This is a genomic window from Citromicrobium bathyomarinum (assembly GCF_021021475.1).
Classification (GTDB): Bacteria; Pseudomonadota; Alphaproteobacteria; order Sphingomonadales; family Sphingomonadaceae; genus Alteriqipengyuania; species Alteriqipengyuania bathyomarina.
In genome coordinates this window covers 1,236,664-1,263,183 of record NZ_JAINWL010000001.1, presented here as the reverse complement: position 1 = coordinate 1,263,183, position 26,520 = coordinate 1,236,664, and the positions used below count along the sequence as shown (strand labels likewise).

At 60.8% G+C, this 26,520-nt stretch carries 30 protein-coding genes; 17 read left to right on the top strand and 13 right to left on the bottom strand.

Features of this window, described 5'->3' with window-relative positions; translation table 11 throughout:
* Position 1 precedes the first annotated feature (1 nt).
* Entirely contained in the window at positions 2 to 1,675 is a 1,674-nt protein-coding gene (locus K7H93_RS06340; protein ID WP_197273853.1) for an asparagine synthase-related protein, read from the top strand.
* On the opposite strand, the gene K7H93_RS06335 is transcribed toward K7H93_RS06340, so the two are convergent.
* From K7H93_RS06335 to K7H93_RS06325, 3 genes are all read right to left on the bottom strand, one after another.
* On the bottom strand, positions 1,661 to 3,808 hold the full coding sequence (locus K7H93_RS06335) for an Atxe2 family lasso peptide isopeptidase (RefSeq protein ID WP_230782938.1): 2,148 nt from the start codon (positions 3,806 to 3,808) through the stop codon (positions 1,661 to 1,663). The genes K7H93_RS06340 and K7H93_RS06335 overlap by 15 nt on opposite strands.
* A complete protein-coding gene (locus tag K7H93_RS06330) occupies positions 3,808 to 6,162 on the bottom strand; it encodes a TonB-dependent receptor plug domain-containing protein (RefSeq protein ID WP_082379134.1) in 2,355 nt (784 codons plus the stop codon). The genes K7H93_RS06335 and K7H93_RS06330 overlap by 1 nt, the downstream gene beginning before the upstream one ends.
* A gap of 120 nt (positions 6,163 to 6,282) precedes the next feature.
* Positions 6,283 to 6,864, bottom strand: a complete 582-nt coding sequence (locus tag K7H93_RS06325; RefSeq protein WP_082379135.1) for an RNA polymerase sigma factor — start codon at positions 6,862 to 6,864, stop codon at positions 6,283 to 6,285.
* A gap of 408 nt (positions 6,865 to 7,272) precedes the next feature.
* Between K7H93_RS06325 and K7H93_RS16130 the strand changes: the two genes are divergently transcribed.
* The 7 genes from K7H93_RS16130 to arsB all read left to right on the top strand — a co-directional run bounded on the left by K7H93_RS16130 (position 7,273) and on the right by arsB (position 11,506).
* The gene (locus K7H93_RS16130) at positions 7,273 to 7,464 is read left to right on the top strand and encodes a transcriptional regulator domain-containing protein (protein ID WP_029140658.1); all 192 of its coding nucleotides are present in this window, start codon (positions 7,273 to 7,275) and stop codon (positions 7,462 to 7,464) included.
* Between the two features lie 190 nt (positions 7,465 to 7,654).
* Positions 7,655 to 8,056: a DUF2285 domain-containing protein gene (locus K7H93_RS16125; protein ID WP_050775923.1), complete on the top strand. Its 402-nt coding sequence runs from the start codon at positions 7,655 to 7,657 to the stop codon at positions 8,054 to 8,056.
* A gap of 184 nt (positions 8,057 to 8,240) precedes the next feature.
* Entirely contained in the window at positions 8,241 to 8,993 is a 753-nt protein-coding gene (locus tag K7H93_RS06315) for a LuxR family transcriptional regulator (RefSeq protein ID WP_054522832.1), read from the top strand.
* 128 nt (positions 8,994 to 9,121) lie between these two features.
* Positions 9,122 to 9,460, top strand: coding sequence for an ArsR/SmtB family transcription factor (locus K7H93_RS06310; protein ID WP_010240699.1), 339 nt, complete (start codon positions 9,122 to 9,124; stop codon positions 9,458 to 9,460).
* A complete protein-coding gene (locus K7H93_RS06305) occupies positions 9,460 to 9,930 on the top strand; it encodes an ArsI/CadI family heavy metal resistance metalloenzyme (RefSeq protein WP_010240701.1) in 471 nt (156 codons plus the stop codon). The genes K7H93_RS06310 and K7H93_RS06305 overlap by 1 nt, the downstream gene beginning before the upstream one ends.
* Positions 9,931 to 9,938: 8 nt before the next feature.
* Positions 9,939 to 10,439 (top strand): arsenate reductase ArsC, encoded by a 501-nt coding sequence (locus tag K7H93_RS06300; protein WP_029140661.1) that lies wholly within the window; start codon positions 9,939 to 9,941, stop codon positions 10,437 to 10,439.
* On the top strand, positions 10,436 to 11,506 hold the full coding sequence (gene arsB / locus K7H93_RS06295) for an ACR3 family arsenite efflux transporter (protein WP_054522831.1): 1,071 nt from the start codon (positions 10,436 to 10,438) through the stop codon (positions 11,504 to 11,506). The genes K7H93_RS06300 and arsB overlap by 4 nt, the downstream gene beginning before the upstream one ends.
* 12 nt (positions 11,507 to 11,518) lie before the next feature.
* On the opposite strand, the gene K7H93_RS06290 is transcribed toward arsB, so the two are convergent.
* The 5 genes from K7H93_RS06290 to K7H93_RS06275 form a co-directional block, all read right to left on the bottom strand.
* Positions 11,519 to 11,845 (bottom strand): YnfA family protein, encoded by a 327-nt coding sequence (locus tag K7H93_RS06290; protein WP_054522830.1) that lies wholly within the window; start codon positions 11,843 to 11,845, stop codon positions 11,519 to 11,521.
* An 81-nt stretch (positions 11,846 to 11,926) separates the two neighbouring features.
* Complete coding sequence (locus K7H93_RS06285; protein ID WP_230782937.1) at positions 11,927 to 13,288, bottom strand: dihydrolipoyl dehydrogenase family protein; 1,362 nt, start codon at positions 13,286 to 13,288, stop codon at positions 11,927 to 11,929.
* A 1-nt stretch (position 13,289) separates the two neighbouring features.
* Complete coding sequence (locus K7H93_RS16040) at positions 13,290 to 13,520, bottom strand: GDCCVxC domain-containing (seleno)protein (protein WP_082379137.1); 231 nt, start codon at positions 13,518 to 13,520, stop codon at positions 13,290 to 13,292.
* Positions 13,517 to 13,858, bottom strand: coding sequence for a heavy-metal-associated domain-containing protein (locus K7H93_RS06280; protein ID WP_047819462.1), 342 nt, complete (start codon positions 13,856 to 13,858; stop codon positions 13,517 to 13,519). The genes K7H93_RS16040 and K7H93_RS06280 overlap by 4 nt, the downstream gene beginning before the upstream one ends.
* Before the next feature lie 11 nt (positions 13,859 to 13,869).
* Complete coding sequence (locus tag K7H93_RS06275; protein WP_010240364.1) at positions 13,870 to 14,232, bottom strand: mercuric transporter MerT family protein; 363 nt, start codon at positions 14,230 to 14,232, stop codon at positions 13,870 to 13,872.
* Positions 14,233 to 14,291: 59 nt separating this feature from the next.
* Between K7H93_RS06275 and K7H93_RS06270 the strand changes: the two genes are divergently transcribed.
* The gene (locus K7H93_RS06270; protein ID WP_010240361.1) at positions 14,292 to 14,714 is read left to right on the top strand and encodes a MerR family transcriptional regulator; all 423 of its coding nucleotides are present in this window, start codon (positions 14,292 to 14,294) and stop codon (positions 14,712 to 14,714) included.
* A 139-nt stretch (positions 14,715 to 14,853) separates the two neighbouring features.
* Positions 14,854 to 15,258: a response regulator gene (locus K7H93_RS06265; RefSeq protein WP_010240358.1), complete on the top strand. Its 405-nt coding sequence runs from the start codon at positions 14,854 to 14,856 to the stop codon at positions 15,256 to 15,258.
* Here K7H93_RS06265 and K7H93_RS06260 read toward each other — a convergent pair.
* On the bottom strand, positions 15,251 to 16,330 hold the full coding sequence (locus K7H93_RS06260; protein WP_054522828.1) for a sensor histidine kinase: 1,080 nt from the start codon (positions 16,328 to 16,330) through the stop codon (positions 15,251 to 15,253). The two genes, K7H93_RS06265 and K7H93_RS06260, sit on opposite strands and share 8 nt — an antisense overlap.
* A gap of 219 nt (positions 16,331 to 16,549) precedes the next feature.
* Between K7H93_RS06260 and K7H93_RS06255 the strand changes: the two genes are divergently transcribed.
* From K7H93_RS06255 to K7H93_RS06245, 3 genes are read left to right on the top strand one after another with little or no spacing between them, the layout of a single operon-like run.
* Positions 16,550 to 17,176 (top strand): acyl-homoserine-lactone synthase, encoded by a 627-nt coding sequence (locus tag K7H93_RS06255; RefSeq protein WP_050775909.1) that lies wholly within the window; start codon positions 16,550 to 16,552, stop codon positions 17,174 to 17,176.
* Entirely contained in the window at positions 17,173 to 18,039 is an 867-nt protein-coding gene (locus K7H93_RS06250) for a phytanoyl-CoA dioxygenase family protein (RefSeq protein WP_010239387.1), read from the top strand. Before K7H93_RS06255 ends, K7H93_RS06250 begins: the two co-directional genes overlap by 4 nt.
* A gap of 35 nt (positions 18,040 to 18,074) precedes the next feature.
* The gene (locus K7H93_RS06245) at positions 18,075 to 18,641 is read left to right on the top strand and encodes a GntR family transcriptional regulator (RefSeq protein ID WP_230279203.1); all 567 of its coding nucleotides are present in this window, start codon (positions 18,075 to 18,077) and stop codon (positions 18,639 to 18,641) included.
* Positions 18,642 to 18,655: 14 nt separating this feature from the next.
* On the opposite strand, the gene K7H93_RS06240 is transcribed toward K7H93_RS06245, so the two are convergent.
* From K7H93_RS06240 to K7H93_RS06230, 3 genes are all read right to left on the bottom strand, one after another.
* The gene (locus K7H93_RS06240; protein ID WP_230782936.1) at positions 18,656 to 19,870 is read right to left on the bottom strand and encodes a tyrosine-type recombinase/integrase; all 1,215 of its coding nucleotides are present in this window, start codon (positions 19,868 to 19,870) and stop codon (positions 18,656 to 18,658) included.
* A 126-nt stretch (positions 19,871 to 19,996) separates the two neighbouring features.
* A complete protein-coding gene (trmB, locus tag K7H93_RS06235) occupies positions 19,997 to 20,710 on the bottom strand; it encodes a tRNA (guanine(46)-N(7))-methyltransferase TrmB (RefSeq protein ID WP_230782935.1) in 714 nt (237 codons plus the stop codon).
* Between the two features lie 18 nt (positions 20,711 to 20,728).
* The gene (locus tag K7H93_RS06230) at positions 20,729 to 22,525 is read right to left on the bottom strand and encodes an SLC13 family permease (protein WP_230782934.1); all 1,797 of its coding nucleotides are present in this window, start codon (positions 22,523 to 22,525) and stop codon (positions 20,729 to 20,731) included.
* A gap of 155 nt (positions 22,526 to 22,680) precedes the next feature.
* Here K7H93_RS06230 and K7H93_RS06225 point away from each other — a divergent pair, with 155 nt between their 5' ends.
* The gene (locus K7H93_RS06225) at positions 22,681 to 23,943 is read left to right on the top strand and encodes a mechanosensitive ion channel family protein (RefSeq protein ID WP_230782933.1); all 1,263 of its coding nucleotides are present in this window, start codon (positions 22,681 to 22,683) and stop codon (positions 23,941 to 23,943) included.
* A gap of 20 nt (positions 23,944 to 23,963) precedes the next feature.
* On the opposite strand, the gene ctrA is transcribed toward K7H93_RS06225, so the two are convergent.
* Positions 23,964 to 24,659 carry a response regulator transcription factor CtrA gene (gene ctrA / locus K7H93_RS06220; RefSeq protein ID WP_010233034.1) on the bottom strand — a complete coding sequence of 232 codons (696 nt, stop codon included), beginning with the start codon at positions 24,657 to 24,659 and terminating at the stop codon, positions 23,964 to 23,966.
* Between the two features lie 313 nt (positions 24,660 to 24,972).
* Here ctrA and K7H93_RS06215 point away from each other — a divergent pair, with 313 nt between their 5' ends.
* The 3 genes from K7H93_RS06215 (at position 24,973) to K7H93_RS06205 (ending at position 26,508) form a co-directional block, all read left to right on the top strand.
* Positions 24,973 to 25,110, top strand: a complete 138-nt coding sequence (locus K7H93_RS06215; RefSeq protein ID WP_226664458.1) for a hypothetical protein — start codon at positions 24,973 to 24,975, stop codon at positions 25,108 to 25,110.
* Positions 25,111 to 25,235: 125 nt separating this feature from the next.
* Positions 25,236 to 25,958, top strand: a complete 723-nt coding sequence (locus K7H93_RS06210; RefSeq protein ID WP_230782932.1) for a chorismate mutase — start codon at positions 25,236 to 25,238, stop codon at positions 25,956 to 25,958.
* 13 nt (positions 25,959 to 25,971) lie between these two features.
* A complete protein-coding gene (locus K7H93_RS06205; RefSeq protein ID WP_230782931.1) occupies positions 25,972 to 26,508 on the top strand; it encodes a prephenate dehydratase domain-containing protein in 537 nt (178 codons plus the stop codon).
* The last annotated feature ends 12 nt before the right edge of the window (positions 26,509 to 26,520 follow it).

Below are 26,520 nucleotides of genomic sequence, written 5' to 3'. Positions count from 1 at the left end.
CTTGCCGTCAATCGTTGCAACCCCGGGTCAGGTTTGTTCCGATGTCGCGGCCTTGTGGTGTGACAGCGAAACGCCCTGCCATTTCCTGAACCGACAGTGCTGCCTGATCGGGATCGCTTTTTCCCGAACGACATATCGCCGCGTGCGCGCCGCCGAGGAACTCGGGTTGGCCCCGGCCGAAGCCGAGGAGGCCGCCAAGCATCTCGTCGCCAACGTCTGGGGTGGATATGTCGCCATCCTAGGCGATTGGAGCAATGGGCCAATGGGTGTGCTGGTCGATCCTTCCGGACTCTTGCCCGTTTACCTTCTCTCCACATCCGAGCACGTCATACTGACCAGTGACCCGCTCCTGATTGCGGAAGCGGGAGGATTGGAGACGCCGGTTTCGTACCCGGCGCTGCACGCGCACCTGCTACGGCCTGAACAACGCCACCGGAAAACGTGTCTTGAGGGAATTGACGAACTCGCGCCTGGATCGCTGCATTTACTCGCGCGCCAGGGTTTGCAGATCCGTAGGATATGGCATGCAACCGACTTTCTCCCACGAATGCCGATCCCGGCATTCACGGATTACGCCGCGCAACTGAAGGAGCTCGGCGCCGCAGTGCTGCAAAGCTGGAGCGGCATGTTTGGAAGAGCAAGCGTAGCGGCATCGGGCGGCGTCGATTCGTCATTCATTTGCGCTGCTCTGGCCCATTCGGGCGAACGCTTCGATTGCGTTACTCTCGCCACTCCGGATCCGTCCGGCGACGAGCGCATATACGCCAATCGCGTGGCGGAATGGTTCGGGGTTCGGTGTGTCGAACGGATATACGACCCGGCGTTTTACGATCCTTCGAGGTCTTCCTCCCGGGGGTTGCCGCGACCGGCCCGACGTTCATTCCAGCACATTCTTGACGCCTTGCTTGTCGATGCGATGGCGGACCTCGGCGCCTCGGTCATCTACGATGGCAACGGAGGCGACAATCTGTTCTGTTTCCTCCATTCCTCTGCGCCGGTAGCCGACCGGCTGGCAGCGGAGGGTCTGGGGACAGGCGTGCTGCGCTCCCTGATTGACATGTGCCATATCACCGGATGCTCGGTCCCCACCATGGTCGCCGCAGTTCTTCGCAGACGGCTTGGTAAGGGAACGAGGGAAAGCTGGCCGGTCGATGCGAGTCTGCTTACCTGCGGAACTGACGCTGCGTACAGCGAGCCACTCGTGCCCTGGCTGAGTCCTCTAGGGATCTCAGGTTCGGGAAAACGCGACCATATGGTCCTGATCATGCGGGCACAGAACCACATTCATGGACTGGCCGCCGGCCCGCCTCGATTTTCGCCACTAATGAGTCAGCCGCTCATGGAGTTTTGTCTCGGTGTTCCGACTTGGATATGGGCACACGGCGGCAGGAACCGCGCTTTGGCCCGGGCGGCATTCGCACAGGAATTGCCGCCTGCCGTGCTGGCCAGAACATCGAAGGCCGGACCCGACAGCTTCGTAAGGCAAATTTTCGCCCTGAACCGAAATTCGATCGCCGAGCGCTTGCTGGATGGGTTGCTCGCCGCGAACGGGGTAATCGACCGCCATGCCGTGGAAGCCGCGCTGCGCACTGATGAACGAGACGACAACAGCATGTTCGGTCGCATACTTGACCTGCTCGAAGCCGAGAATTGGGCTCGCTCATGGACCCGCTAATGGTTCAGCATGGCAGCGAAGGTCGCGTGTGGGCGGGGCACCCTCCATGGCGCTCCAGCGGGCGTACTGTGCTTCTCTTGAAGGATTGCAGTTCAGCCTGCCCATAAGCCAGAACTCGAACCATTCGACGACGCGCTCGTACATCGCCAGGCGATGCGACGATTGCCATTTGACATGAGACTCATCGGGGAACACGTAGAGTTCGATAGCCTTATTGTTATGCGACAAGGTTTCAACGACATCGAGGCTGCCTTCGTACTCGCTGTCCCCTGCCTGGATCAAAATTGGAACATCGATCCGGTCCACATTGAGTATGAGCGACATGGGCTCCCAGAATGTTTCGGCACCGGGCTCGAAATAGCGATAACCCATGTCCCGCAAATACTCGGTAAACCGTGGCCCTGCAGCGAGAGCGAAGGAGTAGAGATCCTCGCAGCACGATCCCATCGAAGCGACCTGGAAAAGGTCCGAGTTGATCAGCGCCCACTGGACGGTCGATCCGCCATCACTGAATCCGCTGATCCCCATGCGCGTTGGATCGACCGCACCAGTCTCGACGGCGCGTCGTACAGCGAGCTCTAGTGCTTCCTGCACCTGGCGCCGGTCCGCCCAGTCATCTTCGCTCAATGTCCGTATTTCTGCATCGGTTGTTGCCAGATACGCCTCTGGCGGGAAATCAGGCCGGTCGAAACTGAGGACCGCGAATCCGCGTGCGGCGAGAGGCTGGATCGGAACCTCGTCCCCGGTTCCTCCGCGAAGGAAGCCCCGGCTCCGGTACTGCACCACGATCAGGGGATGCAGTTCGCCAGGTCGATGAGTGGGCGGCAGGACAAGGTCGGCGAAACTCTCGACACCGCTTGCCAGGCGGAAGCGGAAACGCTGGACGGAGCCATACTCCATGTTCTCAAGCTGCGGGTTTGGATCGTGGATCAGTCGTTCTGATCCCGTTCGCATGTCGAGCGCCACTAATCGGCGAGGCTGTGTGCTGCCCTCACGCCCGCAAATAAGTTCGTTGGCATGAGGGGCGCACCCGATGAACACATCATCGGAAATCAGGACTTGGCGAGGCGCAGCATCGCGGGGATCCCAGCGCAACAATGCCGTCTGGCTGTCGGCCCATCCAGTACGCTGGACGAGGAAAAGGGCGCGCTCCGAGGCCGACCAGAACAGTTCTCGGATGCCGTCGCATTGCGTGACAGGGCAGACTTTTCGGCTGCCGTCCGGAGCGGCCAGAACCAGCCGCGTCGGGCTGAGGAGACGCTCGGGGAACTCTGCTTCGAGCCAGGCCGAAAATCCACCCTCTCCTGATCGAACATTTCGTGCGTTGTCCGGTATCGCTGCCGGTCGCGGCGGGGCAATAAGCACCTGCTCCATTTCGGTTGCAGGTCGCGATGACCCGTCCCGAAGCGAAACCCATGTATAGATCGGATCGGCATGGCCGGTCGGTATCGGTCGGTCGGCTGCCTGCGGCGCAAACCGCGCGTCGAAGAGAAAGCCGCGTCTGCCTTCGCTGGCGATTGCCGCGGCGGCGAGGCGAATTGCAGGCCTTGTGCTGACAATGAGACCCATTCCGTCCTGAGCCCAGGCGAAATCGTCGACATCGTCGGCCAGATTGGTTGCTCGGACCGCACCCGTTTGCCCGGTTGGGCTGGCCAACCAAACCTGTGTCGAACCGGCTTCTCTCCTCAGATACGCAATTCGCATGCCATCCGGCGACCATCGCGGCGCGCTTGTCCTAGGCCAACCGGCCAGTATCGCGGTGAAGTCGCGAAGCCGGAAATCGTCGCGAATGAATTCCCCGCCGCGCGCCACCTCGATTGGAGAACCTTCGCCGTTCAACGGCGCGACCAGCAGTCTTTGGCAATAGCTATTCGTCTCGGGAATTGCGCGACGGACGGTGAAGGCAATTTGGCTGTCGTCAGGCGAGATGCCAAATACACTTCGATTGGGAGTTCCGACCGGTGCGCCAATATCCGCAATCCGGACTTGTCCGTCCACTGTCCACTCACCTAATTCCGCATTTGCCGTTTCCTGGGCGATGGGCAGTGCATCACACGGATCTTCGGCCGATGGCGGATCTTCAGCTGTCGGCACGATCGTCAGGCTGAGCGCTAGGGTAAGGAGCGCAGTCATTACCAATGCCTCCTTACGCCAAACGCGATGAAGCGCCCGATCGGAGAATAATTGGTTGAATCGTAGGGTGTTGTGTTGGGACCGGTTTGGCCGATCACGTCCGGCTTATCGTTAAACAGGTTTTGAATGGTCAACGAGAACTCGAGGCCGGGATCACGGTCGTCGCCGCGAATGACCGCATAGTGCATGCCAAGATCGACAGTTGCGCTTGGTGACAGCCGCTGCACGGTTGCAAGCCGTCTGTCGACGAGCGCACCGATATAACTGACTGCCGCATTGGCGGTAAGGCGGCCTGCCCGATATCTTGCTGCTCCACGCGCGCGGTAGCGGGGCGGGTTGAAAGTCGTACCGGCAAGCTGGACTTCAGGTAGTTCGGATGTGATGGTTTGCCTGCTGCGCAACCAGCTGCCGTTGAGATCCAATCCTATCGAGCGGTCATTCCCGAGATCGCGGTTCCAGGCAATCCTGGCATCCAGCCCTTCTACGCTCCACGCCGCGACATTGATGTTCCTGTTATCGAACAGAACGACAACATCTGCAGGATCGAACGGGCGGCCTGTAAAGTTCTCCAATCCGAACTGGGCACCCGCGATGAGTTCGGCCAAATCGGCCGGATCAGGTGAAAAATCGATGAGGCTGGCATAGCCCGGATTGTTGATAGCAGCTGCGATCGATCCAGCGATCGGCGCAACGACGCGGTTGTCATAGCGGATATCATACCACGTCGCGGAGGCGGTCAATCCTCGGACTGCCGCAGGCTGGAACTCGAATCCCGCCGTCCAGCTTCGGGCGCGCTCGGGACGGAGGTTGGGATTGCCGCCCCCGCTCAGAAAGACTGTGTCGGAGCCGGTGCCCGCTCCGAACACCGCAGCAGGCACCAGAATGGCCTGAGAAAAGATGTTTTGCTGGAAAAGCGTGGGAGCCTTGAACGAGCGTGCCCAACTCGCTCTGAACATCAGATCACCACTTGGCGAATAGGTAATCCCAAGGCGCGGGGTGGCGAGCTGGTCGAGTCCGGGATAGTCTTCGTAGCGAACTGCAGCGGATAGCGTTAGCTGCTCGATTCCATCGACGGCGTTCCGACCCGACACGAATGGAACATACAGTTCCGCATAGGCGAAGCGAGCCCGCTGCGTTGCATCGAATTGCGCATTGAGGATCGCGCTTTCCAGAGAGTACTCGAGTCGATTGTTACGAAATCCGATGCCGACAGCCAAGCGCGTCTCGCCGCCGGGAAGAGTGATAACCGGGCCTTCCGCACCCATTTCCAGCGAGGTGATCTGATGCAGGTAGCTTCCCGTAGAGACGCGCGCCGGACCTGTCTCTGGAATGAAACTGGTCTGGAAGCGGGTTCGATCGCGCCCGAAGACACCCGCGAGATTGGCCTTCCAACTCGGCCCAAGGTCAAACTGCAGCGACGGCGCTACGGAAAAGGTCTCGAGGTCGGGCTCACGCCGAATGCGCTGGGCCGGCGTGCCATCAATGGTGGTTGATTCGCGATACGAATAGAGCGCGTCGAGATTGGCCTCCACGCCTTCTGACAAGCTCTGGTGCGCCGAAAATGTTACGGCGTGGCGCCGGTTTGAGGGATAAAGCAAGGTTTCCGGTAGCAGTGATCCTGCATAGGCGCGCTCCCTCGCCTCAATCCCGGAATTGTTCGCGAAGTCGTAGGCGAAGACGAAGCCGCCACTGTTCCAGATTGTGCCTGCGACTATGTCGGCCTGTTGGCGAAAGTTGCCTCCATCGGTGCTCGCTCCAATCTGGGCCGAGGTTGTCACGCCCTCAAAGTCGCGGCGCAGGATGACGTTCACAACGCCGCCAACCGCGTCCGAGCCATAGAGCGCTGAAGCTCCATCGGGGACGACCTCGAGCCGGTCGACAATGGCGAGCGGAATGGCGGAGATGTCGACGCCCTGGGACGCCGAGTTGTATGGAAGGCGATGACCGTTGAGCAATGTCAGCGTCGCATCGGGCCCAAGCCCGCGCAGATTGGGAGACGATGCTGAATTTACATTTTCATTGCCGATGCCGCCGCCCGAACCAACCCCAGGGTTCTGACCGCCCGAGAAATTCTGGGGTAGGTTGCGGATCGCTTCGCCGAGGTCCACCTGGCCCGTCTCGACGATCGTCTCGCGATCAAGCTCGATGACTTCACCTACGACCCGTGCGCCTCGGATACGCGTTCCCGTGACAACGATCGCGGAACTCTCTTCGTCCAAAGCTGTATCGCCAACCTCGGCAGCGTCATCTTGTGCCTGTTCGCCTGGACTGTCTTGGGCGAAAAGAGGAGGAGCGGCACCTGCAAATGCTGCCCCGGTTAGAAGGACGGAAAGTGTGCGAATTGTCGACGACATTGATATCTCCCTGTTTTGGCGCGGACCGGCCGCTACAGAAGATGACGCTCACTTTTGCGAGCACCTTAGTTTCAATTGAAATTAAATTTTGAGTGGTCCCTTTTGGCCGGATGCCTGCAGTCACCAACTGTGACCCAGCGCTTGACGCAAATGCGCAAGAGCTTTCATCATGTGATAGTCGACCGTCGGCAGTGCGATGCCGAGTTCGATATGTATCTCTCGGTAGGATTTCTTCTCGAAGCGGTTCATCGCGAAGATACGCGCGCACTTTTCGGGGAGCTCTGCGAGCGCGATTTCCAGCGCTTGCCGGGTTTCACGGACATGCACGGCATCTTCTTGCGCAGCACGGCTTGGCGCGTCTGCGTTCTCCAGAAGTGGCTGGGTCCTGACCCGGCACTTTTGCCGCCGCGCCTCGTCCACCATCAAGTTGAATGCAATCCGCCTCAGAAAGCCCGCCGGATTGACGAGTTCCGTCAGCTGCTTGCTGGTCGCCGCACGCAGGAACACGTCCTGTGCCAGGTCGCGGGCGCGTTCGGAGCCCACGCGGCGCGCAAGATAGGCGATCAGTCCAGCCCGTTCCTCGCGGTAGAGGGCATCGAGTGTGCGGCGGCGACCGACCGTTCGGCTTACCTTTGCAGCGCAATATGCGGGACCCACGCACTGGGGAGATTGGTGCCGAATTTCGGCGGCAATTTGAGTCATGCTTCGAACTTGGAGGCGACCGCAACCTGAGTTCGCCGTGGCGAACTGCGTGCGGGTTCCAGGTCTGTGCCGCCGTCCGGGGCCTAGTTTGTGCCCCTTGATCGGTCCGGCCGCCGGGCCTGCGATGGACCGGCGTGCATGATGTCCGGCGGAAAGATCCACGCGGATGGTGCCAGAATATCAATCCGCGCGCTGTCAATCTGCCCAACATAGAAATGGCTTGCAAGAGGTAAGTAGAGCCGTTTTGGACCCGCTTGTGGCGGCGGTCGTCGCCTTCCCTAAGAAAGCAACGGTCTCGGCGAGCGCCTGATCAAATATGCCCAATATTGGGGAGGCGGCCCCCTAGGTCATGGAATGTCGGCGCGGTGCTGGCGCCTCTAGCGAAATCGGCGAGAAAGGAGGTGCTTCATGGATCGACCATTTGACAGCAACGACCGGACAGGCGCATTCGACTATTCGGATTTCGCGCAGGAATTCCTGCGCCGCAATGCCGCGTACCGGCAACAATACGCACGGATCGCCAGCGAAAGCGGTTTCGACCCGCAATCCCCAGCTTGCCGCCGAATGGCGCGTTCATGGGGCCTTGAATTTCCCGATTGATCCCGACCTTTCAGCTCGCAGCCATCCGGCGATCTGGCAAGCCGAGGAAAACGCTCATGTGGTAATTCTTGGCGGTGGGCGCGCAGTCAAGGCGGCGCGCGCAACGTGCGACCTGATCTCCAAGCGAACCAGCAATGCGGGAGATCATCTGGTCCTCGCCGGTGGTGGCGCTCGCCATCGGCTGCTCGTTATGGCCTCCGCCCGGTTGGGTGGAGACAATTATCTGATCCCTCGGGACCAGTCGTTTCCGATCAGGCTGGCGGCGCTCGATGCGTTTCACTGCTGTGTAGATGGTTCCGCTGCTCCCAGCGTGCGAAACCAGTTGCAGCCCACTGCCTATCAGTCCCACCGCTTCCACTTGCTGCTCGCCATACTTGATGCTTTATCCCGGGCGCCTGAGGGTGTTATGCTAAAAGATATCGCTGGAACCATTGTTTATCGGGGATTGTCCGCGCAGCGCGCCATTGACTGGAAATCGTCATCGCAACGCCGCCAGACCCAACGTCTCGTGGTTGAGGCGCGGCGAATGGCGTCGCACGGCTATCTCGGCTTGCTTCGCCAAAGCCGGCTCCGCTCTTTTCAAACGCACTGAATGCACTATGGTTTTTCGTGGGGCATGCTGCTGAATTTTGCGGCGCGCCCGGATTGGAACCGGACCTTGAGGGTCGCAACTGCAACTGCTGGAACAGGTGGAATGGAACCGTCTGATCCGGCACCGAGCAGGCGGTCAGGTGGCGGCGTGTTGGATTGCGTGCTGCCGATCGAACGGCAGGTCTATGTACGCATATCTCGCGGAGGAATTCGCAACTGAACTTATCAATGTCCGTTCGGACACTGAACTCGACGGTGCGCTTAAACAGGTTTCCCGGCGCCTTGGCTTCGACCACTTCGCGCTTAGCCTGGAGATGCGTTCGACATCGTGCGAGGCACCGGGCCTGCTATTGCACGACTATCCCGACGAATGGGCGAAAGTCTATATTGCCTTCGACCTCGCAGGGCAGGATCCGGTGCGAAGAGCCTGTGACAAGACCATCATCGGTTTCGCCTGGGACTGGATTGACGAACTCGTCCCTCTCACGCGCGGCGACCGTCAAATGCTCAATGTCGGCCGGGAATGCGGAATTGGCAATGGTTATACTGTTCCGCGGCATTTGCCCGGGATAGGGCGCGGCACCTGCACCTTTGCTGTTCGACCCGAGCGAGAACTGCCCCGACGGCGCTTCGCCGTCGCGGAAATGATCGGGACGCTGGCTTTGAGCTGTGCGCTGGGCCTGAGTTCAGAAAAGTTCGATGAGAAGGTCCCTTCCCTGACCGATCGGCAGCGGGAGTGTCTGCTTTGGGTTGCAAGAGGGAAGACTGCAGCTGAAACGGCCATGATACTCGAAATCAGCACCGAAACCGTCATTCAGCATCTTAAGATGGCCCGCGAGCGCTACCAGGTCCATTGTAAACAGTCCCTCGTCGTCGCGGCGCTGTTCGACGGGTTGATCGGGTTTGCCGACATTATCCGTTGGCGGGACACAGGCTAGTTTTCGCGCCACTGCCTCTCAATCACTCGAACATGGCCGTACTGCCTATTTCGCAACCGTTCAGAAAGCAATTTGACTTCTCTCGGCATTTCGATATTTTAATAGTTATCGAATCATTGGAGTGAGCGATGCAAGCCGACCGCGTGATCCGAGCCCTATCTGCTCTGGCACAGGAGCATCGCCTCGCCGCATTCCGCCTGCTCGTGCAGGCCGGGGAGCAAGGCGTTGCCGCTGGGGTGCTAGCTGAGAAACTCCAAGTGCCTCCGTCTTCAATGAGCTTTCACCTTGCCCAACTGGGCAATGCGGGGCTGGTCACCCAGCGGCGCGAAAGCCGCTCGATCATCTATTCGGCGGACTATGCCGCGATGAATGGCCTGATGGGCTACCTCACCGAGAACTGCTGCGGCGGCATGTCCTGTTCCCAGGATACCGAATGCTTTCCTTCTCCTCAACGAAAGAGCGCCTGATGAAACGCTTTCACGTGCATGTCGGCGTGACCGACATCGACCACTCTATTGCCTTCTATTCAAGCCTGTTCGGTGCCGAGCCCGACGTGGTGAAGGCCGACTATGCCAAGTGGATGCTGGAAGATCCGCGCATCAACTTCGCGATTTCGATGCGCGAGGCTGCTGCCAAAGGCATCGAGCATGTCGGCTTGCAGGTCGAGGACAAGAGCGAGCTCGAAGAGGTCTATGGCCGCCTCAAGGCTGCTGACCGCCCGGTGCTCGAAGAAGGCGCGACGACTTGCTGCTACGCGCAGTCGGAAAAGAGCTGGATCGCCGATCCAGATGGCGTCGTCTGGGAAGCTTTTCTGACCGATGGCGAGAGCACGACCTATGGCGGCAGTCCTGACCTCGACCAGCTCGCATCTGCCATTGCCACTTTGGGCGCCTGCTGCGCGCCGCAACTGGCACCTGCCAAGACGTCCTGCTGCTGAGGTAACTGATGTTAGATCAACCGCTGAACGTGCTGTTCCTGTGCACGGGCAATTCCGCTCGTTCGATCCTGGGTGAGGCAATCCTCAACCAAGACGGTGAGGGTCGATTCAAGGCCTACAGCGCCGGAAGCAATCCGATCGGCACAGTGAATCCCTGGGCGATCCATACGCTCAAGACACTGGGCTATCCGGCAGATGGCTATTCCTCAAAGAGCTGGAGCGAGTTTGCCGAAGGACCAGAATTCGATCTGATCTTCACCGTCTGCGACAGCGCGGCGGCCGAGACTTGCCCAGTATGGCCGGGTCGTCCGACTTCCGCGCACTGGGGCATTCCTGATCCGGCGGCGGTCGAGGGCAGCGATGCAGAGAAGGCAGCGGCCTTCCTCGATGCGTTTCGCATGCTGAAGCGCCGTATCGACCTGATGCTGGCGCTGCCGATTGCCAGCTTCGAGCAGATTGCCCTGCGCGAAAAGCTGCAAGCCATTGGCCACGAGGCGGATGAACAATGACCGCTGCAGCTGCTGACATGGACGCCCGCGCGGCGGGGCTAGGCCTGTTCGAGAAATGGCTTTCGGTCTGGGTCGGCGGCGCGATCCTCGCCGGGATTGCGCTCGGCAATGCAGCGCCAGAGCTATTCGCCTCGCTAGCGGGCATCGAATACGCCTCGGTCAATCTTGTCGTCGCAGTACTGATCTGGGCGATGATATTCCCGATGATGGTGGCGGTCGATTTCGGCGCGGTGCGTCGCGTCGGTGACAAGCCAAAGGGCCTGATCATCACGCTGGTAGTGAACTGGTTCATCAAGCCTTTCACGATGGCTGCACTTGGCGTGTTGTTCTTCGAGGTCGTCTTTGCCGACCTGATCGCGCCTGCCGATGCCCAGCAATACATCGCCGGGCTGATCCTGCTGGGTGCGGCCCCTTGCACCGCGATGGTCTTCGTATGGTCGCAGCTCACCAGGGGCGATCCTGCCTATACGCTGGTGCAAGTCGCGGCGAATGATCTCATCATGATCGTGGCCTTCGCGCCCATTGTCGCGCTGCTGCTGGGCGTGACCGACATTGCGGTCCCGTGGGAGACGCTGCTGCTCTCGGTCGCGCTCTATGTGGTCGTGCCGCTCGCAGCCGGTGCCATTGTGCGGCATCGGCTTCTCGCGACCCATGGCGGCGATGAAGCGGCGGTGTCCGAATTCACGGGGCGCATGAAGCCGCTCTCGATCATCGGCCTGCTGCTGACGGTGTTGCTGCTGTTCGGCTTCCAGGCGGAAACCATTGTCGCCCGACCGCTGTTGATCGCGCTGATTGCAGCGCCCATTGTTGTCCAAAGCTACGGCATCTTCTTCATCGCTTATGGCTGGGCCAAAGCGTGGAAGGTCCCGCACGCAGTAGCCGCGCCCTGCGCTCTTATCGGCACGTCCAATTTTTTCGAACTGGCGGTGGCGGTTGCGATCGGCCTGTTCGGCCTAGGGAGCGGAGCTGCTTTGGCTACGGTGGTAGGCGTCCTCGTAGAAGTGCCTGTCATGTTGTCGCTGGTAGCGATCGCCAATCGGACGCGTGGTATATTCCCTTTGGCTTGATGCGGATGTGCCTCATACCGGTCTGGGGGCGAGCAAGATGACGCCGGCGCCTACAAGGCAGATCGCCACGCCCAGAGTGTCCCACCGATCGGGCTTCACGCCTTCTGCGATCCAAAGCCACAAAAGCGCGGACAGAATGTAGACCCCGCCGTAGGCAGCATAAGTTCGACCTGCATGCTCGGCATCGACCAGCGTTAGCAAATAGGCAAAAAGGACGAGTGAAGCCACGCCCGGAACGAGCCACCAAGCCGACTTGTCCATACGCAACCACGCCCAGAAAGCGAAACAGCCCGCAATTTCAGCAATTGCAGCACCGAGATATGCGAGAAAGGTCATCATCTGACCTCTATCGAGATTTCGACTGTCGATCGCAAACGGGATTACCCGGTTGATGGCTTTACTGGACCAAGCGAGGCGCAACTACGATAGCATGGAGCCAAGATCGGAGCCCACGCTCGGATACACCGATACCATTTTCTTGAGATCGCTTGTTGTCAGTCCAAGTCGGATGGCCAAACCGAAGAAATTAATGATTTCGCCATATTCGGGTCCGAGCAGATGGGCGCCCAGGATAGTGTCGCTGTCCTTATCGATTATAACCTTGGTTGCAGCGCAGCTTTCGCCAACGCGAAGGTTGGAATACCAGTCGCCGGTGTCATTCTCGACGACGCGGATATCGTGCCCGGCCTCTCGTGCATCCTGTTCGAGCATGCCAACGCGGGTTAGCTCCGGTACGGTAAATACAGCGCTCGGAACTCCCGAATAATCCGGCTTGGTCCGGTTGCCCTTGAGCATATTGGACGCAGCTACCTTGCCCTCGAAAACCGCGACAGGCGTAAGCGGGGCACCCTGCGTATCGGCGGCATCCCCGGCAGCGTAGATTTTCGGGTTGGACGTGCTTTGCAGGTAGGCGTTGACCGCAACGCCCTTGTCACCTGCCTCGACATTGGCTGCGGCCAGATCGAGCTGATCAATTGCCGCGACGCGGCCCGCGCCTTGGACGACGAGATCGGCGCGCAAATCTTTCGTTTCGCTACCCGTTTCTACCGTGACAAGAAAGTCCGTCCCGTCCTTCTTGATGGATTTGAGTGACGTGCGCCGTCGCAGTTGGACGCCGACTTCCTCGCCTCGCGCGACGAGTCTTTCAACAAGATCGGCATCGAAACCTTTAAGCGGTCTCTCGCCGCGATCGATCATGCACACCTCGCTGCCGGCGCGTGCTGCGATATGGCCAAACTCGAACGAGATGAAGCCGCCGCCGATGAACAGGATGCGTTCGGGCAGCGCATCGAGCCGCATGAACTCGGTGCTGTCGGTAAGGTGTTCGGAGCCGGGAACATCTATCGTCCGCGGCTTGGCACCCGTTGCGATCAGGAAATGGTTTGCCTGAAACTGCCCCTCGCCGTCGATTTCGACGGTATCTTCGCCGACGAAGCGCGCTTTCCCGTGAAGGGTAGTGACGCCGTTGCTCTCCAGACCGTTTTCGATCCGACCGGGCATTTTGTCGGTGAACGTCTGCGTGAAGGCGACCAGATCGGGCCAGTTGATGGCGATGTCGTTCGGTTCGATGCCCTTGCCGTGCATGAGCCGCGCTGCGTCGATGATTTCCGCCCCGCGGCGGAGCATTTTCTTCGGATCGCAGCCGCGCAGGGCGCAGGTGCCGCCATAAGGCAGTGCGTCGACCACCGCGACCGACCAACCGGCTGAGGCGCATTTGTTGGCGGCATTTACGGCCGCCATACCAACACCCAGCACTATAAGATCGAAGTTTCGCGTACTCATCTCACCGCCCTCCGCAACATGTGGCGCCCTTGCGATCGGCACGCGTTTCCTGGATCGGCGGGCAGGGGATGGTGCCGAATGAGCAGAAGACACAGCAATCGCCCGCATTGGGGCGGAGTTTCACACCGCAACCATTGCAATCGTAGAAAAACCAGCAGGCATCCGTCGGCATTCTTTCGAGCTTTTTGTACCCGCAAGTAGGGCATGTGATCTCGGACTTCAGTTCGATCATAGCGCGCTCTCTGAAAGGATCGCCGGATATCCGGCCTCGGTCGACGCCGCGGCGATCGCGCTTGTGGTTGTTCGCTCAGGATCGAACTGCGCAGTCGCCGTCCTGGTCTCGTAATCGATAGTCACCTCGTGCACGCCTGCCACGCCTTCCATCGCGCGCCGAACCGTTATCGGGCAGGTCGCGCAGGTCATATTCTCGACCGCAAAACTTGCCGATTGCAGATGCGCGGAATTTTGTTGAACCCGTTCGTCGGAGTTTGGCGGAAACAAGGTCGCTGCCCAGATACCCGCTCCGGCCAGTCCCAGTATCGCAACTGCGACGATCATCGTCTTCTTCATCTTTCGAACTCCTAGTAGAATTGCGGCGCCCACCACTCGACCGTGGACGAGGCAGCGACCAATACGGTCGCCAGCCACAGGGAGCTTTTGACGAGCAGGTTTGCTCCGGGCCGCGCGCAATATGTTCCGTCTTCGCAAGGTTCGGCTTGCCGAAAATAGACGTGCCGGAATCCAAGGGCCAAAAAGACAACCGCAATGGCGATAAATACCCATTTGTACGGTTCGAGCGCAGTGAGATTGCCGATCCACGCGCCGCTGATGCCAAGGCTCAGCAGTAACAGCGGGGCAATACAGCAGGACGAGGCGAGTATCGCGCCGAGCGTCCCGCCGCTCGCCCATAAGCGCTGCGCGTTCTTGTGCATTTGATCGACCATGGAAACCAATGTACTCCCTGTAGTAACTACAGGTTCAAGCACTAATTGGCATATGGCTCATGACAGCATCGCAAGTGATCAAACGGGGAGAACTGGCCAGACGGTCGGGCTGCAACCTTGAGACAATCCGCTACTACGAGAACATCGGTCTGCTTCAGCCTCCCGAGCGTACGGCAAGCGGGCACAGGCTCTATCCACCCGGCGACCAGGCGCGGCTCGGCTTTATCTTGCGCGGCCGCGATCTGGGTTTTTCGATCGAGGAGCTCAAAAGCCTGCTCAGCCTCGTTGATTCGCACCCCTACAGCTGCGGCGAGGTTCGGGATCTGACCAATAACCATCTGGCCAGCGTGCGAGCTAAAATTGCTGATTTGACTAGGTTGGAGCGCACGCTAGCCGATGTATCAGCCCGCTGCGAAGGCGGTGATGTTCCGGAATGCCCCATCATAGATACGCTCTTTGGTCGTGGTCCTGGCGCCCGATAGTGAAGCTATGCCGTCGGAACGGGTGCGCGTCTTGAAGCTATTTCGATCGAAGCCGGATGCGACGAGGCGAGGGAACGAATATGCGCCCTGTCCGTCCCCTCACTACAGAGCCTCGTCATTTAACTTTTGATAGCTTTCCATGCCGACCACCATTCTGATTGTCGAAGACGAATTCCTCATAGCTGTCGAAATGGAGGCGGTGGTTCACGATCTCGGTCATGAATCCGCAGGCATAGCCGACGACATGCAATCGGCATTGGCAAAGGCTTCAGACGCGATCGATGTGGCGCTCGTCGATGTCAATCTGGCCGATGGAGCCACTGGTCCGAGGATCGGCGAGAAGCTTGCTGCGGATTTCGGGATCGAGGTTATTTTCGTAACCGCCAATCCCGCACAACTCGGCGAAGGGGTGAGCGGAACGCTGGGCGCGCTGGAAAAACCGGTCGATCTTAGCATTCTCAAGCAGGTTCTCGACTATGTCATTGCGGTCCGGAAGGGCGAAAAAATCGATCCGCCAGCCCGTCTTAGGCTCTTCTTTAACTAGGCTCCTGCAACCTGCTTTTTCGGACATCCATGACGAGTTCAACGCCATCGTCATGCCAGGTTCTCTCGTAATTGCCTCCTAGCTGTTGCTTCACGGCCAACTCGATGAGGCGACTTCCGAAACCCGTTTGAGGCTCACTCGCCTTGTCGATGTGAGCTCCGTGTTCCCTCCAGCGGAAGCGGACCATCTCGTCCTCGGTTGAAAGGTCCAGCGAAATCCTTCCCTCGGGATTGGACAGAGCTCCGTACTTCATCGCGTTGGTAGCCAGCTCGTGGAACACCAATGCAACCGGCGTGGCGGCGCGGCTTTCGACCGCGATATCGGGGCCGGAAATAGCAATCCTTCTTTCGGAAAAGGCAGGATAGGTCTCGAAGATCGTCGCAAGCAGCGTGGCGAGGGTCACTTCCTTGCCCTCGGGCTGGGACTTTTCGCTGTGGGGCCGGACGAATTCGTGCGCGCGCCCCAGCGCGGAAATCCGGCCCAGCAGGTCGCGCGACGCTTCACCGAACGCTTCATTTGCGCGCGCTGTCAGGCTGATCAAACCGGAAACAATCGCGAAGATGTTCTTGATGCGATGGCTGAGCTCTTGACTCAGGATTTCGTTTTGGAGGGCGGTGCGCTTCTGCTCGTCGATATCCGTACAAGTGCCGATCCAGCGCTGGATCTCACCCTCCTCGTTGAGGATCGGCAGCGCACGACCGATCATCCAGCGATAATCGCCGCTGTGATGCCTCAGGCGATATTCAACCTCGTACGGTTCGCCGGTAGCGAGGCTGTGGTTCCATTTCTTCCATGTGTCGGCCTGGTCATCCTCATGGAACATCCCGGCCCATCCTTCGCCGTCGGTTGATCCGACAGGGACACCCGTGAATTCATACCAGCGCGCATTGTAATAATCGTGGGAGCCGTCGGGAAGAGTCGACCATACCATCTGCGGCATGGTGTCGGCGAGCGCATGGAAAGCAGCTCCGGCGGATTGCAGCGCATGCTCTGTAGCGAGGGGCAAGACATCAGGCGCCGAAGAGGATTCGCGGCTGCCAAGCTGGAAGTTCGTGATGACTTTTGCATTCATAGCCAGCTTGTGACCTTCCCGGGATGAACAGAATCGGACCGATAAGATACCTGTCGTATCTTGATGATTTTCAAACGCTGACGCTCATCGCAAAGGTGGGATGGCCAGTAAACTCTCCCCTGTAGAGCGCCAGATGTGGCCCTCCCCAGTTCTTGGTATGTCGCTGCCTATCCGGATTTGATGAGATGCGAGCAGTCATCAAGTTCACAGGTAATCTTCATGCAGCAAAGCAGCGGTATAAATGGTGCAAACTTGGTCGATCCGGCACTTCGCGCCATGTTCGAGGCGCGCAAGCGCGTGTTCGTGGATCTTCTTGGGTGGGACGTTCCGGTGCTCGACGGGACCTTTGAAATCGACCAGTTCGATACGCCCTCGGCCGCCTATCTCGTCCTCACCGGCGAAAAGTGCGAGCATCGCGCATCGGCCCGGCTCCTGCGTTCTGATGGACCTCATATCTTACGCGATCTCTTTCCGCAGCTGTGCACCGGACCTGTTCCGCAAGATGAGGCATTTCGCGAGATTACCCGATTCTGTATCGATCCCACGTTGCCGCGCGCTGATCGCCGGAGTGTCCGCAACCAGCTCGTCTCCGCACTCGCCGATTTTGCAATATCGGAAGGGATCTCTGGTTATTCGGCGGTCGCCCCAGTGCCCTGGTTCCGTCAGATCGCCCAGTTCGGCTGGCGCTGCCAGCAGCTTGGACCGTGCGTTTCTATCGATGGGCAGCAGCTTGTCGCTCTTCGGATCGACATCGACCAAGATACACGCGCGCAACTCGCCAACGCAGGGATCTACTGCCGCAATCCTAAGCCGGAAGCCTATGGCGGCATGGAGCTGGCAGCATGACTGGGCCGAGGGAGGCGCATTGGCTCGATCAGCTGCAAGAGGATGGCTATTGCATCATTCCGCAGCTTGTCGCCGAGCAACAGATCGCCGCACTCGATGCCGACCTGGAAGGTGCATTTGCGCAGGCGCCCCTCGGCAAGGGAGACTTCTATGGCCATCGGACCAAACGGTTTGGAAGCCTGCTTCGCCGGTCGCAGGTCGCAGGCGATCTAGTCCTGCAGCCGCTAGTCCTATCGCTCGCCCGCGCAATTCTCGGCAGCGCCTGCGACCGGATACAGCTCAATGTCGCCCAGGCGATCGCGATCCATCCCGGCGAGATAGAACAGTTTCCGCATTGCGATCAGGATATGTGGGCAGGCCGCAAGGGCGATCACGAATATCTTCTCAACGTCATCTGGCCGCTGACCGAATTTACTCGCCTCAATGGCGCGACACGCATCTACCCCGGGACGCACAGGAAGCCTGTCGACAATCTCGAAAGTCTCGACGATCCCATAGTAGCTGTTTGCAAGCCCGGCGATGCGATCTGCTTTCTCGGCTCCACCGTCCATGGAGCGGGACCAAACCAGACCGAGGATGTCCGCCGCGGTGTCGTAATCGGCTACAGTCTCGGCTGGCTCAAACCCTACGAGAATCTCTGGCTGGCCTATCCACCAGCAGTAGCAAAAGAGTTCTCTCCCGAACTCGCCGAGCTCGCCGGATATGTGCAGCACCGTCCGAACCTGGGTAATTTCGAAGGGCAATGCCCGTCGGTTTTGCTGAGCGACAAGGTGCCCGAATTCCCTCAGGCAACCGATAGTCTGCGCCCCGACCAGAAAGAAGCGGTTCGTGAGTTCGCCAAGACGCGCCGCGGCGGACGATGAGTCCCGCTCACGTCCTCGAGCCTACGTACAGGCGGTTGAAAGATGCATTGCTGGAAGGGCGCTTCCGGGCCGGTACGAAGCTTGAGGCGATGCGACTCGCTGACGATTTCGGAGTGAGCATGACGCCGGTAAGAGACAGCCTGAACCAGCTTGTCGGTGAAGGGCTGGTCGACCTCACGCCCGGCGAAGGATTTCGCGTACCGCTGCTTACCGAACAGGCCTTGCGCGACATTCTGCAAGTCAACGCCCTGCTTTTGGAGCAGGCTCCCGACAACGATCACAAATCACTGACAATCAACGAAGGATCAAACGACACGCGAGGTGCTTATGCCGACCGATTGGCGCGCGCCTTCAGAGACATCGCGGCAAGCTCAGGCAATCGGTTTCGCGTACATTTGGTCGAACGCATTAGCGACAGACTCCATCCGCTACGTGAACTCGAGCCGGTGATTTGGCCTGGCGCGCCGCATGCCCTTGAGCAAATTGAGCGAAAAGCGCAGCAAGGGTTCGATGGCTCAAACCGAGCGGTACGCGCATATCATCAACACATTGAGGATCTGGTACCCGCTCTTGTCGGACGTTTGAACCAGCAGACGCCCTAGCCCTCGCCAATATTTTAGGTCGTCTCCCCACTCTCGGACAGAACCGTCGCGAGGTGGTCATTCCAGGCATCGAGCGCCTGGCGCTTTTCGTCCTTCCAGTCGTGGCGCTGGTAGATGCCGGCGACTCCGGCGCGAGATCCGCCCACATGGTTGAGAACGGCTTCGGTGACTTCAAACCGAACGCCAAGCCGCTGGAAGTTCGTTGCGAGGGTTCGTCGTAGATCATGAAGGCGCCAGGCTTCGAGCGGCTCTTCGCAACGTTCCTCGATCAGGCTGTCGAGCTTCACCTTCCCTTTGGCGTATCCCGTAAAGCCCGCCCCGCTAGCTGTCGCGAAAACACGGCCCTTACGCGGCCACCTCTCGCCGCGAGCCTCCCGGTCGAGCTCGGCGATTGCAAGATCGTTGAGGGGAATGGAGTTAGGTTCTCCGTTCTTGGTTCGAGATCCGGGCAGGGTCCATAATCTTTCGCTGCGACTGAGCTCCTGCCAGTGCATCCCGGAGACTTCTTCACGGCGCTGTCCGGTTACGATCAGAAGCCTGACAATTGGACCAAAGCAGCGATGACATTCCGGCGCCGCATTCCAGATATGGCGGAGTTCGCCATCCTTGAGCCAGCGCTCTCGTGGCTTGACCGGAGACGGCGTTTCCATGCCCTCCATCGGATTGCGATCGATATCTCCGCGACTGACGGCCCAGCGAAACAGGCGGCGCATAACGGCAAAGACATTTCGCCGGTTTGCCACCTGCTTGGGCGGCATCTGATCGAGAACCGAAACGACGTCGATCTTCGTAATCGCTGGCAGCGCCTTCATTCCGAATGTGGGCTTGAGGTAGAGGCGAATGGATCGCTCCACGAGGCGACGCCATCCCTCGCGTTTGCAGGAGCGAGTGAAGAGGTCAGCGTAATTCGAGAAGGCGAGGTCGACAGCTTCCCGGCGGCGCTGCTTTTCCGCATCAACCGGATCAATGCCCTGCGCAACAATCACCAACAATCGCTCAGCTTCCAAGCGTGCAGTAGTCGGTGTCCAAGGAGATCCATGTGATCCGATCGTGAAACGACGGGTCTTCGCTTCTCGTCCGCCCATTCGGAACTGGATTATGTAACTGATTGATCCAGCAGTTGTAATCTTGACGCCAAAGCCCTTGAGATCGGTGTCCCAAAGATAGTTTTCCTTTGGTCCAACCGGGAGCGAATCGACCGTGCGCTTGCTGATTTTTCCTGTTGCCATGCGATACCTCGTGGCCTTTTCTGGCAATCACCGGGTAATCACGCAAGCGGAAAAAGGGGCGAATTGGAGGCAATTCTGGCGTAAGTGTTTTGCGCTAAGTCGTTGTTTTTACAACATCAGCGTAGTCTAGCGTCGCCTGAATCGAAAGTACCAGACTTCGTGGCCCATCTGTTCGCGGGCCTTCTTCTCGTACCGGGTCTCGCACCAGCCAGAGGGGCGCTGCTGGAAGCTCTTCGGGCCATCGACCACCCACTCGAACGGGCCGGTCGCCGGATCGGTGAAGCGCCGCATCACCATCAGCGCATGGCGCACGTAGACCGGGTGATCGGTGCCGAAGCGGAATTCGCCGCCGGGCTTCAGCTTGTCCGCGATCATCCGCACCGGCCCGTCGTTCATCATCCGCCGCTTCGCATGGCGCGCCTTGGGCCAAGGGTCGGGATGGAGCAGGTAGACCATGGTCAGCGCGCCGTCGGGGACGCGTGAGAGCACTTCCAGCGCGTCGCCCGCGTGCAGGCGGATATTGGGGAGCCGCTGTTCCTCCACATGGGTCAGCGCCTGCGCGACCCCGTTGAGGAAGGGCTCGGCCCCGATGAAGCCGTGATTGGGCAGGAGGTCGGCGCGGTAGGCAAGATGCTCGCCCCCGCCGAAGCCGATTTCGAAATGCAGCGGGCAATCCTCGCCGAACAGGCGCTCTGCCGTCACCGGGCCTTCTTCGGGCACGGAGATTTTCGGCAGCAGATCGTCGACGAGCGCCTGCTGGCGCGCGCGCAGCGGCTTGCCGACGCTGCGGCCATAGAGTCGGCTGAGGGTGGTGGGATCGCCGTCCTTGTATGCGGTCATGCGGGAGCGGCTAGCGCCTCAGCCGAAGTAAATCCAGATCGCGAAGGACACTGCCAGGCCGACCACGATATTCATCGGCACCCCGATCTTCACGAAGTCGGAGAATCGGTAGTTGGCCGCGCCGTAGACCAGCGTGTTGGTCTGGTAGCCGATCGGGGTCGCGAAGCTGGCGCTGGCGCCGAACATCACCGCCACGATCAGCGGCCGCGCGTCGAGCCCGGCGGCATCGGCGAGCCCGATGGCGAGCGGGGTCATGATCACCGCGATCGCGTTGTTGGTGATCACCTCGGTCAGCGTGCTGGTGACGCCATAGACCAGCAGGATCAGCACCAGCAGCGAACTCGCGCCGAGCAGCGGCTGGAGCGTGTCGACGATCAGCTTGACCGTCCCGGCATTGTCGAGCCCAGTCCCGAAGGCGAGCATCCCGAAGATCAGCACCAGCGTGCTGCCATCGAGGCTCGCCCAGGCGTCGCTCGGCTCGATACAGCGGGTCGCCAGCACCAGCGCGACGCCGCCCACCGCCAGTGCCTCGATCGGCAGGCCGAACACCGCCGCGCCCACCACCACCGCCGCCAGCGTGGCAATCGCGATCGGGGCCTTGGTCCGCCGGAAGGATTGCGCGGTGGTGAGCCCGACATTGGTCAGCTGGACATTGCCCTGCAGCGCCTGCGCCGCGTCCGGCCCCGCCGCGATCAGCAGCCGGTCGCCCGCGCGCACCCGCGTCTCGCCCAAGGAGGGCCCGGGCAGGTGGTGCGGGCGCGCGATGCCGAGCACGCGGACCCTCAGGCGTGAGAGCAGCGGGATTTCCTTCAGCCGCTGGCCGACCACGGGGTGCGTGGCGGAAACCACCGCCTCTATCACCTTCAGGTCTGCCGGGCGCTTGTCCCGCGCGGTTTCGACCCCGCCGCCGAGGCCAACGAGCCCGGTACGAAAATCGGGTGCTTCGGCGAGCGAGGTGATTTCCTCGGGGCTGGCGCTGACGATCAGCTGGTCGTCGGCGGCGAGTTCGAACGCGCCCAGATCCTTGCGATAGAGGTCGGTGCCGCGCTGGATCGCCACCACGCGCACGCCGGGCCGCCGCCCGATATTGCTCTCTGCCAGTGTTCGACCAACATATTTGCTGGTCGCCATCAGCGTCAGGTGGGTGAGGTAGATGTCGCTCTCGCGCGTCTCGTCGCCCATGCGCGGGCCGCGATTGGGCAGCAGCAGCGGGCCCAGCAGCAGCAGGACGGCGACCCCGGCGATCATCCCGACGACACCGACCGCGGTAATCTCGAAAATGCCGAAAGGCGCTTGGCCTGCCTGCTGCGCGACGCCGTCGACCAGCAGGTTGGTCGAGGTGCCGATCAGCGTCATCGTCCCGCCCAGGATGCACAGGTAGGACAGCGGGATCAGCAGCCGGGTCGCGCCCGTCTTCAGCACCTGCGCCAGCTTCTTGACCACCGGGATCATCACGATGACGACCGGCGTGTTGTTCATGAAGGCCGACGCGGCGATCGTGCCCAGCCCGATCTCGGCTGTCGCCAGCCGGGGGCTCTGCGTGGTCCGGCGGATGACCCAGCCGGAGACCTCCTCCAGCGCGCCGGTCCGCAGCAGCGCGCCGGTCAGGATGAACATCGCGGCGATGGTGATCGGCGCCGAGTTGGCGAAGGTCGTCAGCATTTCCTTGGGCGGAAGATAGCCGAGCGCGAGCATCACTGCGCCCGAGACGACCGCGATCACCACCGGTGGCCGCCGCTCCATCAGGAAGGCGATGAAGGTGAGGACCAGCACCACCAGCCCGATCTGGGCCGAATAGTCAGACAGAAACGACATAGGGCCCTGCGAAAGGTTGTGTAGCGCCAAGCAAATGCGCAGACGCGACAGGGGTTTCCAAGCGAAATCGGCTGGCCGCGCGCAAAGCATTTCTTGCTCGTGCCCGACGGACGGGGGTGACGCAGCCGGGCGGTTCGCGTTAGGCGGCGTGCACGATGCGCGAAATGTTCACCTATCTTGAAGGGCAGCCCCCGCTGGTCGAGGCACTGGGCGGTGTGGCGCTGCTGCTGGGGATCGCCTTCCTCGTCAATCTGGTGCTCAAGAAGGTGGTGCTGCGGTTGGCCGCGCCCTTCCTCGACAAGCGGACCAAGACGCCGGACAAGGCGGTCGGCTGGCTGGTCACCACGATTCCGCTGCTGATCATCTCGCGCGGGATCGTGTTCGTGCGCCACCTGCCTGAAGAGCTGGAGGCGGTGATCTCCAACGTCGCGAATGCGACCATCGTGCTGGTCGTCGCGCTCGCCATCACGACCGGGCTGACCTACGTCAACGAGCTGTACAAGCGCCGCCCGGAAGCGCGCAATCGCCCGATCAAGGGCTTCCTCCAGGTGGTGAAGATCCTGGTCTTCGCCGCCGCCGCGATCCTCGGCGTGGCCGCACTGATCGAGCAGTCGCCGCTGCTGCTATTGTCGGGCCTCGGCGCGATGGCGGCGGTGCTGCTACTGGTGTTCAAGGACACGATCCTCAGCCTGGTCGCATCGGTCCAGCTGTCCGCGCAGGACATGCTGCGGGTCGGCGACTGGATCGAGATGCCGCAGCAGAACGCGGATGGCGATGTGATCGATATCGCGCTGCACACGGTGAAGGTGCAGAACTTCGACAAGACGATCACCACGATCCCGACCTACAAGCTGATCAACGAATCCTACCGCAACTGGCGCGGGATGGCCGAATCGGGCGGGCGGCGGATCAAGCGCGCGATCCATCTCGACCAGAACACGCTGCGTTTCCTGACCGAACAGGAACTGGCCGATCTGCGCCGCTTCCGCCTGCTGCGCGACTATCTGGACCGCAAGGAACAGGAACTGCGCGACTGGAACGCGCGCGAAATGGCGGGGGAGGACAATCCGGTAAACGCGCGGCGGATCACCAATATCGGCACCTTCCGCGCCTATGTGCTCGCGTATCTGCGCACCCACCCGCGAATCGATCAGGAGATGACGACGCTGGTACGCCAGCTGGAGCCGACGCCCACGGGCCTGCCGCTGGAGATCTATACCTTCGCCGCGACTACCGACTGGTCGGAATACGAAGCGATCCAGTCGGACATTTTCGACCACCTGCTGGCGATCCTGCCCGAATTCGGGCTGCGCGTGTTTCAGGAGCCCAGCGGGGTCGACTTCGCCCGCCTCTCCAGCCCGCGCACGCTAAAAGAATGGGAGCGCCGTGAAACCACGACGCCCCCATCAATGTCCTGAAAACCTAGCGATGCCGTAGTTTACGCGGCTTCGGCCTCTTCGTTGGGATCGCGCAGCACGTAGCCGCGGCCCCACACGGTTTCGATGTAATTCTCGCCGTCGCACGCATGGCTGAGCTTCTTGCGCAGCTTGCAGATGAACACGTCGATGATCTTGAGTTCGGGCTCGTCCATCCCGCCATACAGGTGGTTGAGGAACATTTCCTTGGTCAGCGTGGTGCCCTTGCGCAAGCTGAGCAGCTCCAGCATCGCGTATTCCTTGCCGGTCAGGTGGACCCGCGCGCTGTCGACTTCCACGGTCTTCGCGTCGAGGTTCACCGCCAGCTTGCCGGTGCGGATGACCGACTGGCTGTGGCCCTTGGAACGGCGGACCACGGCGTGGATCCGGGCGACCAGTTCTTCGCGATGGAACGGCTTGGTCACGTAATCGTCGGCCCCGAAGCCGAAGGAGCGGACCTTGCTGTCCATCTCGGAAATCCCCGAGAGGATCAGAACCGGCGTCTGCACCTTGGCGACACGCAGCTTCTTGAGCACGTCGTAACCGTGCATGTCCGGCAGGTTCAGGTCGAGCAGGATGATATCGTAATCGTACAGTTTGCCCAGATCGAGGCCTTCCTCGCCCAGATCGGTGCTGTAGACATTGAACCCCTCGGTCGTGAGCATCAGCTCGATCGCCTTCGCCGTGCTCGGCTCGTCTTCGATCAGCAATACGCGCATTGGGTCGCCCCCTTTGGCCCGATGAATGTGCTGCAACGCCCCCCGCAGAAGGTGTTGCGCTTATTAACCACATAAGGTCTGAACGGAAAAGGTTAACATCGTGTAAAGCGTGAAAAACCGGCGAGTCGCACGAAGAAACGGCAGAATTGCGAGTCGGGTGGACCGGGCACGGCGCGAGTCACCCGAATGCCACAGCATCGGGCCTGTGCGATATACGAGGTTGCAGTGCGGCAAAGCTTGCGTTATTTCGTTACGCGCAAAGCGTGGGAGGCAGCGCTTTGATTTCAATCCTTGCCTCGGGAGCAATTTGGTCATGACCAAGCATCGGGATCTCGCAATCCCCGCTTCGGCCCCGACACAGCTTTCCGTGCCGCCATTCGTGTATCTGGCTGGCGCGCGTTTCTCCTATTACGGCTATTATTTCGGTTCGTTTAGCGGCCGGTACGCCTGAGCGGCGTATCGGGATCCGCGCGAGGCCCTGCGCGAAAAGCGGCCACCATCGAGACAAACGAACGATAACCACCCGCGCCGACCCATTGCGTCGTGCGCCGGTGACGAACCGAAAGCGAATTCACCATGTCTGCCAATGCCGCCAATCACCGCACCATCGATACTTTGCGTCAGGAGATCGATACGCTCGACGAGGAACTGCTGGCTCTGATCGAGAAGCGGCTCGACCTTGCCGCCTCGATCGCCAGCGCCAAATCGGAAGATGTTACAGACGAGGATAGCGACGAGCTGCTGCTGCGGCCCGCGCGCGAGGCGAGCATTATCGCCCGGCTCGACGCAATGACCCGCCGCATCCCCGAAGTCAGTCTGACCGCGATCTGGCGCGAGCTGATGGCGATCAATCTGCAGGCCCAGCGCCCGATCGAGATCGCGCTGCACGCCACCCGCCACCCGGAACGCATGCAGCTGATGGCACGCGCCCGGTTCGGCACGATCATCCCGGTGCGCAAGAGCGCCTCGCCCGAAGCGGCGCTGGAGCGTGCGCGCACGGGCAAGGCGATCGCCATGATCGAGATCGGCGAGGGCGACTGGTGGACCGCACTGGCCGACGAACCCGAGCTGGTCATCATCGACGGGCTGCTGGGCGAGGGCGGGCGTGGCTCCGCGCTCGCGGTCGGCCGCCTGTCGCGCGACCGGCTGTGCGAAGATCGTAGCTACGCCGTGCTCGAACAGAGCGAACTCGCCGCCCGGCTGGGCCGGGGCGAGGCAGTGTGCCCCATCGCCGTCTCGGGCGAGATGCACCTGTGCGCGATCGAGCGGGTCGTCCCGCTGGCCCGCCGCGCCGCCTGATCCGGACACCGACATGCGTATTGCTTATGGAGGGCACCCCGGTGCCTTCGGCGAACTTGCGTGCCTGGGCCGCTTCCCCGACGCCGAGCCGGTCGGTTACAGGGATTTCCGCGCCGCGTGCGACGCGTTGATCGCGGGCACCTGCGACAGGGCTGTCATCCCGTTCGAAAACTCGATTGCGGGTGCGGTGCCGGGGGTGGAGCAATTGCTCGCCTCGCTCCCCGTCACCCGGCTCGACGTGCATCCCCAACCGGTCGTGTTCCACTGCCTCGCAGTGCCAGGCACCCGGCTGGAAGAGGTGGAGGTGGTCGCGAGCCATCCGATGGCGCTGGCCGAATGCACGCGCTTCCTGGCGCAGATCGGCGCACGGGCAGAGGAAGCGGGCGACACCGCCGGGGCCGCAAGCGAGGTGGCTGAAGCACGGCAGCTTACCCGCGCCGCACTCGCCTCGACCCGTGCGGCGCAGCTGTACAACCTCGATGTGCTGGCAGCGGACGTGCAGGACACCGACGACAATGTGACCTATTTCGCGGTGTTGCGGCGCGACTGACGTCAGGCTGGC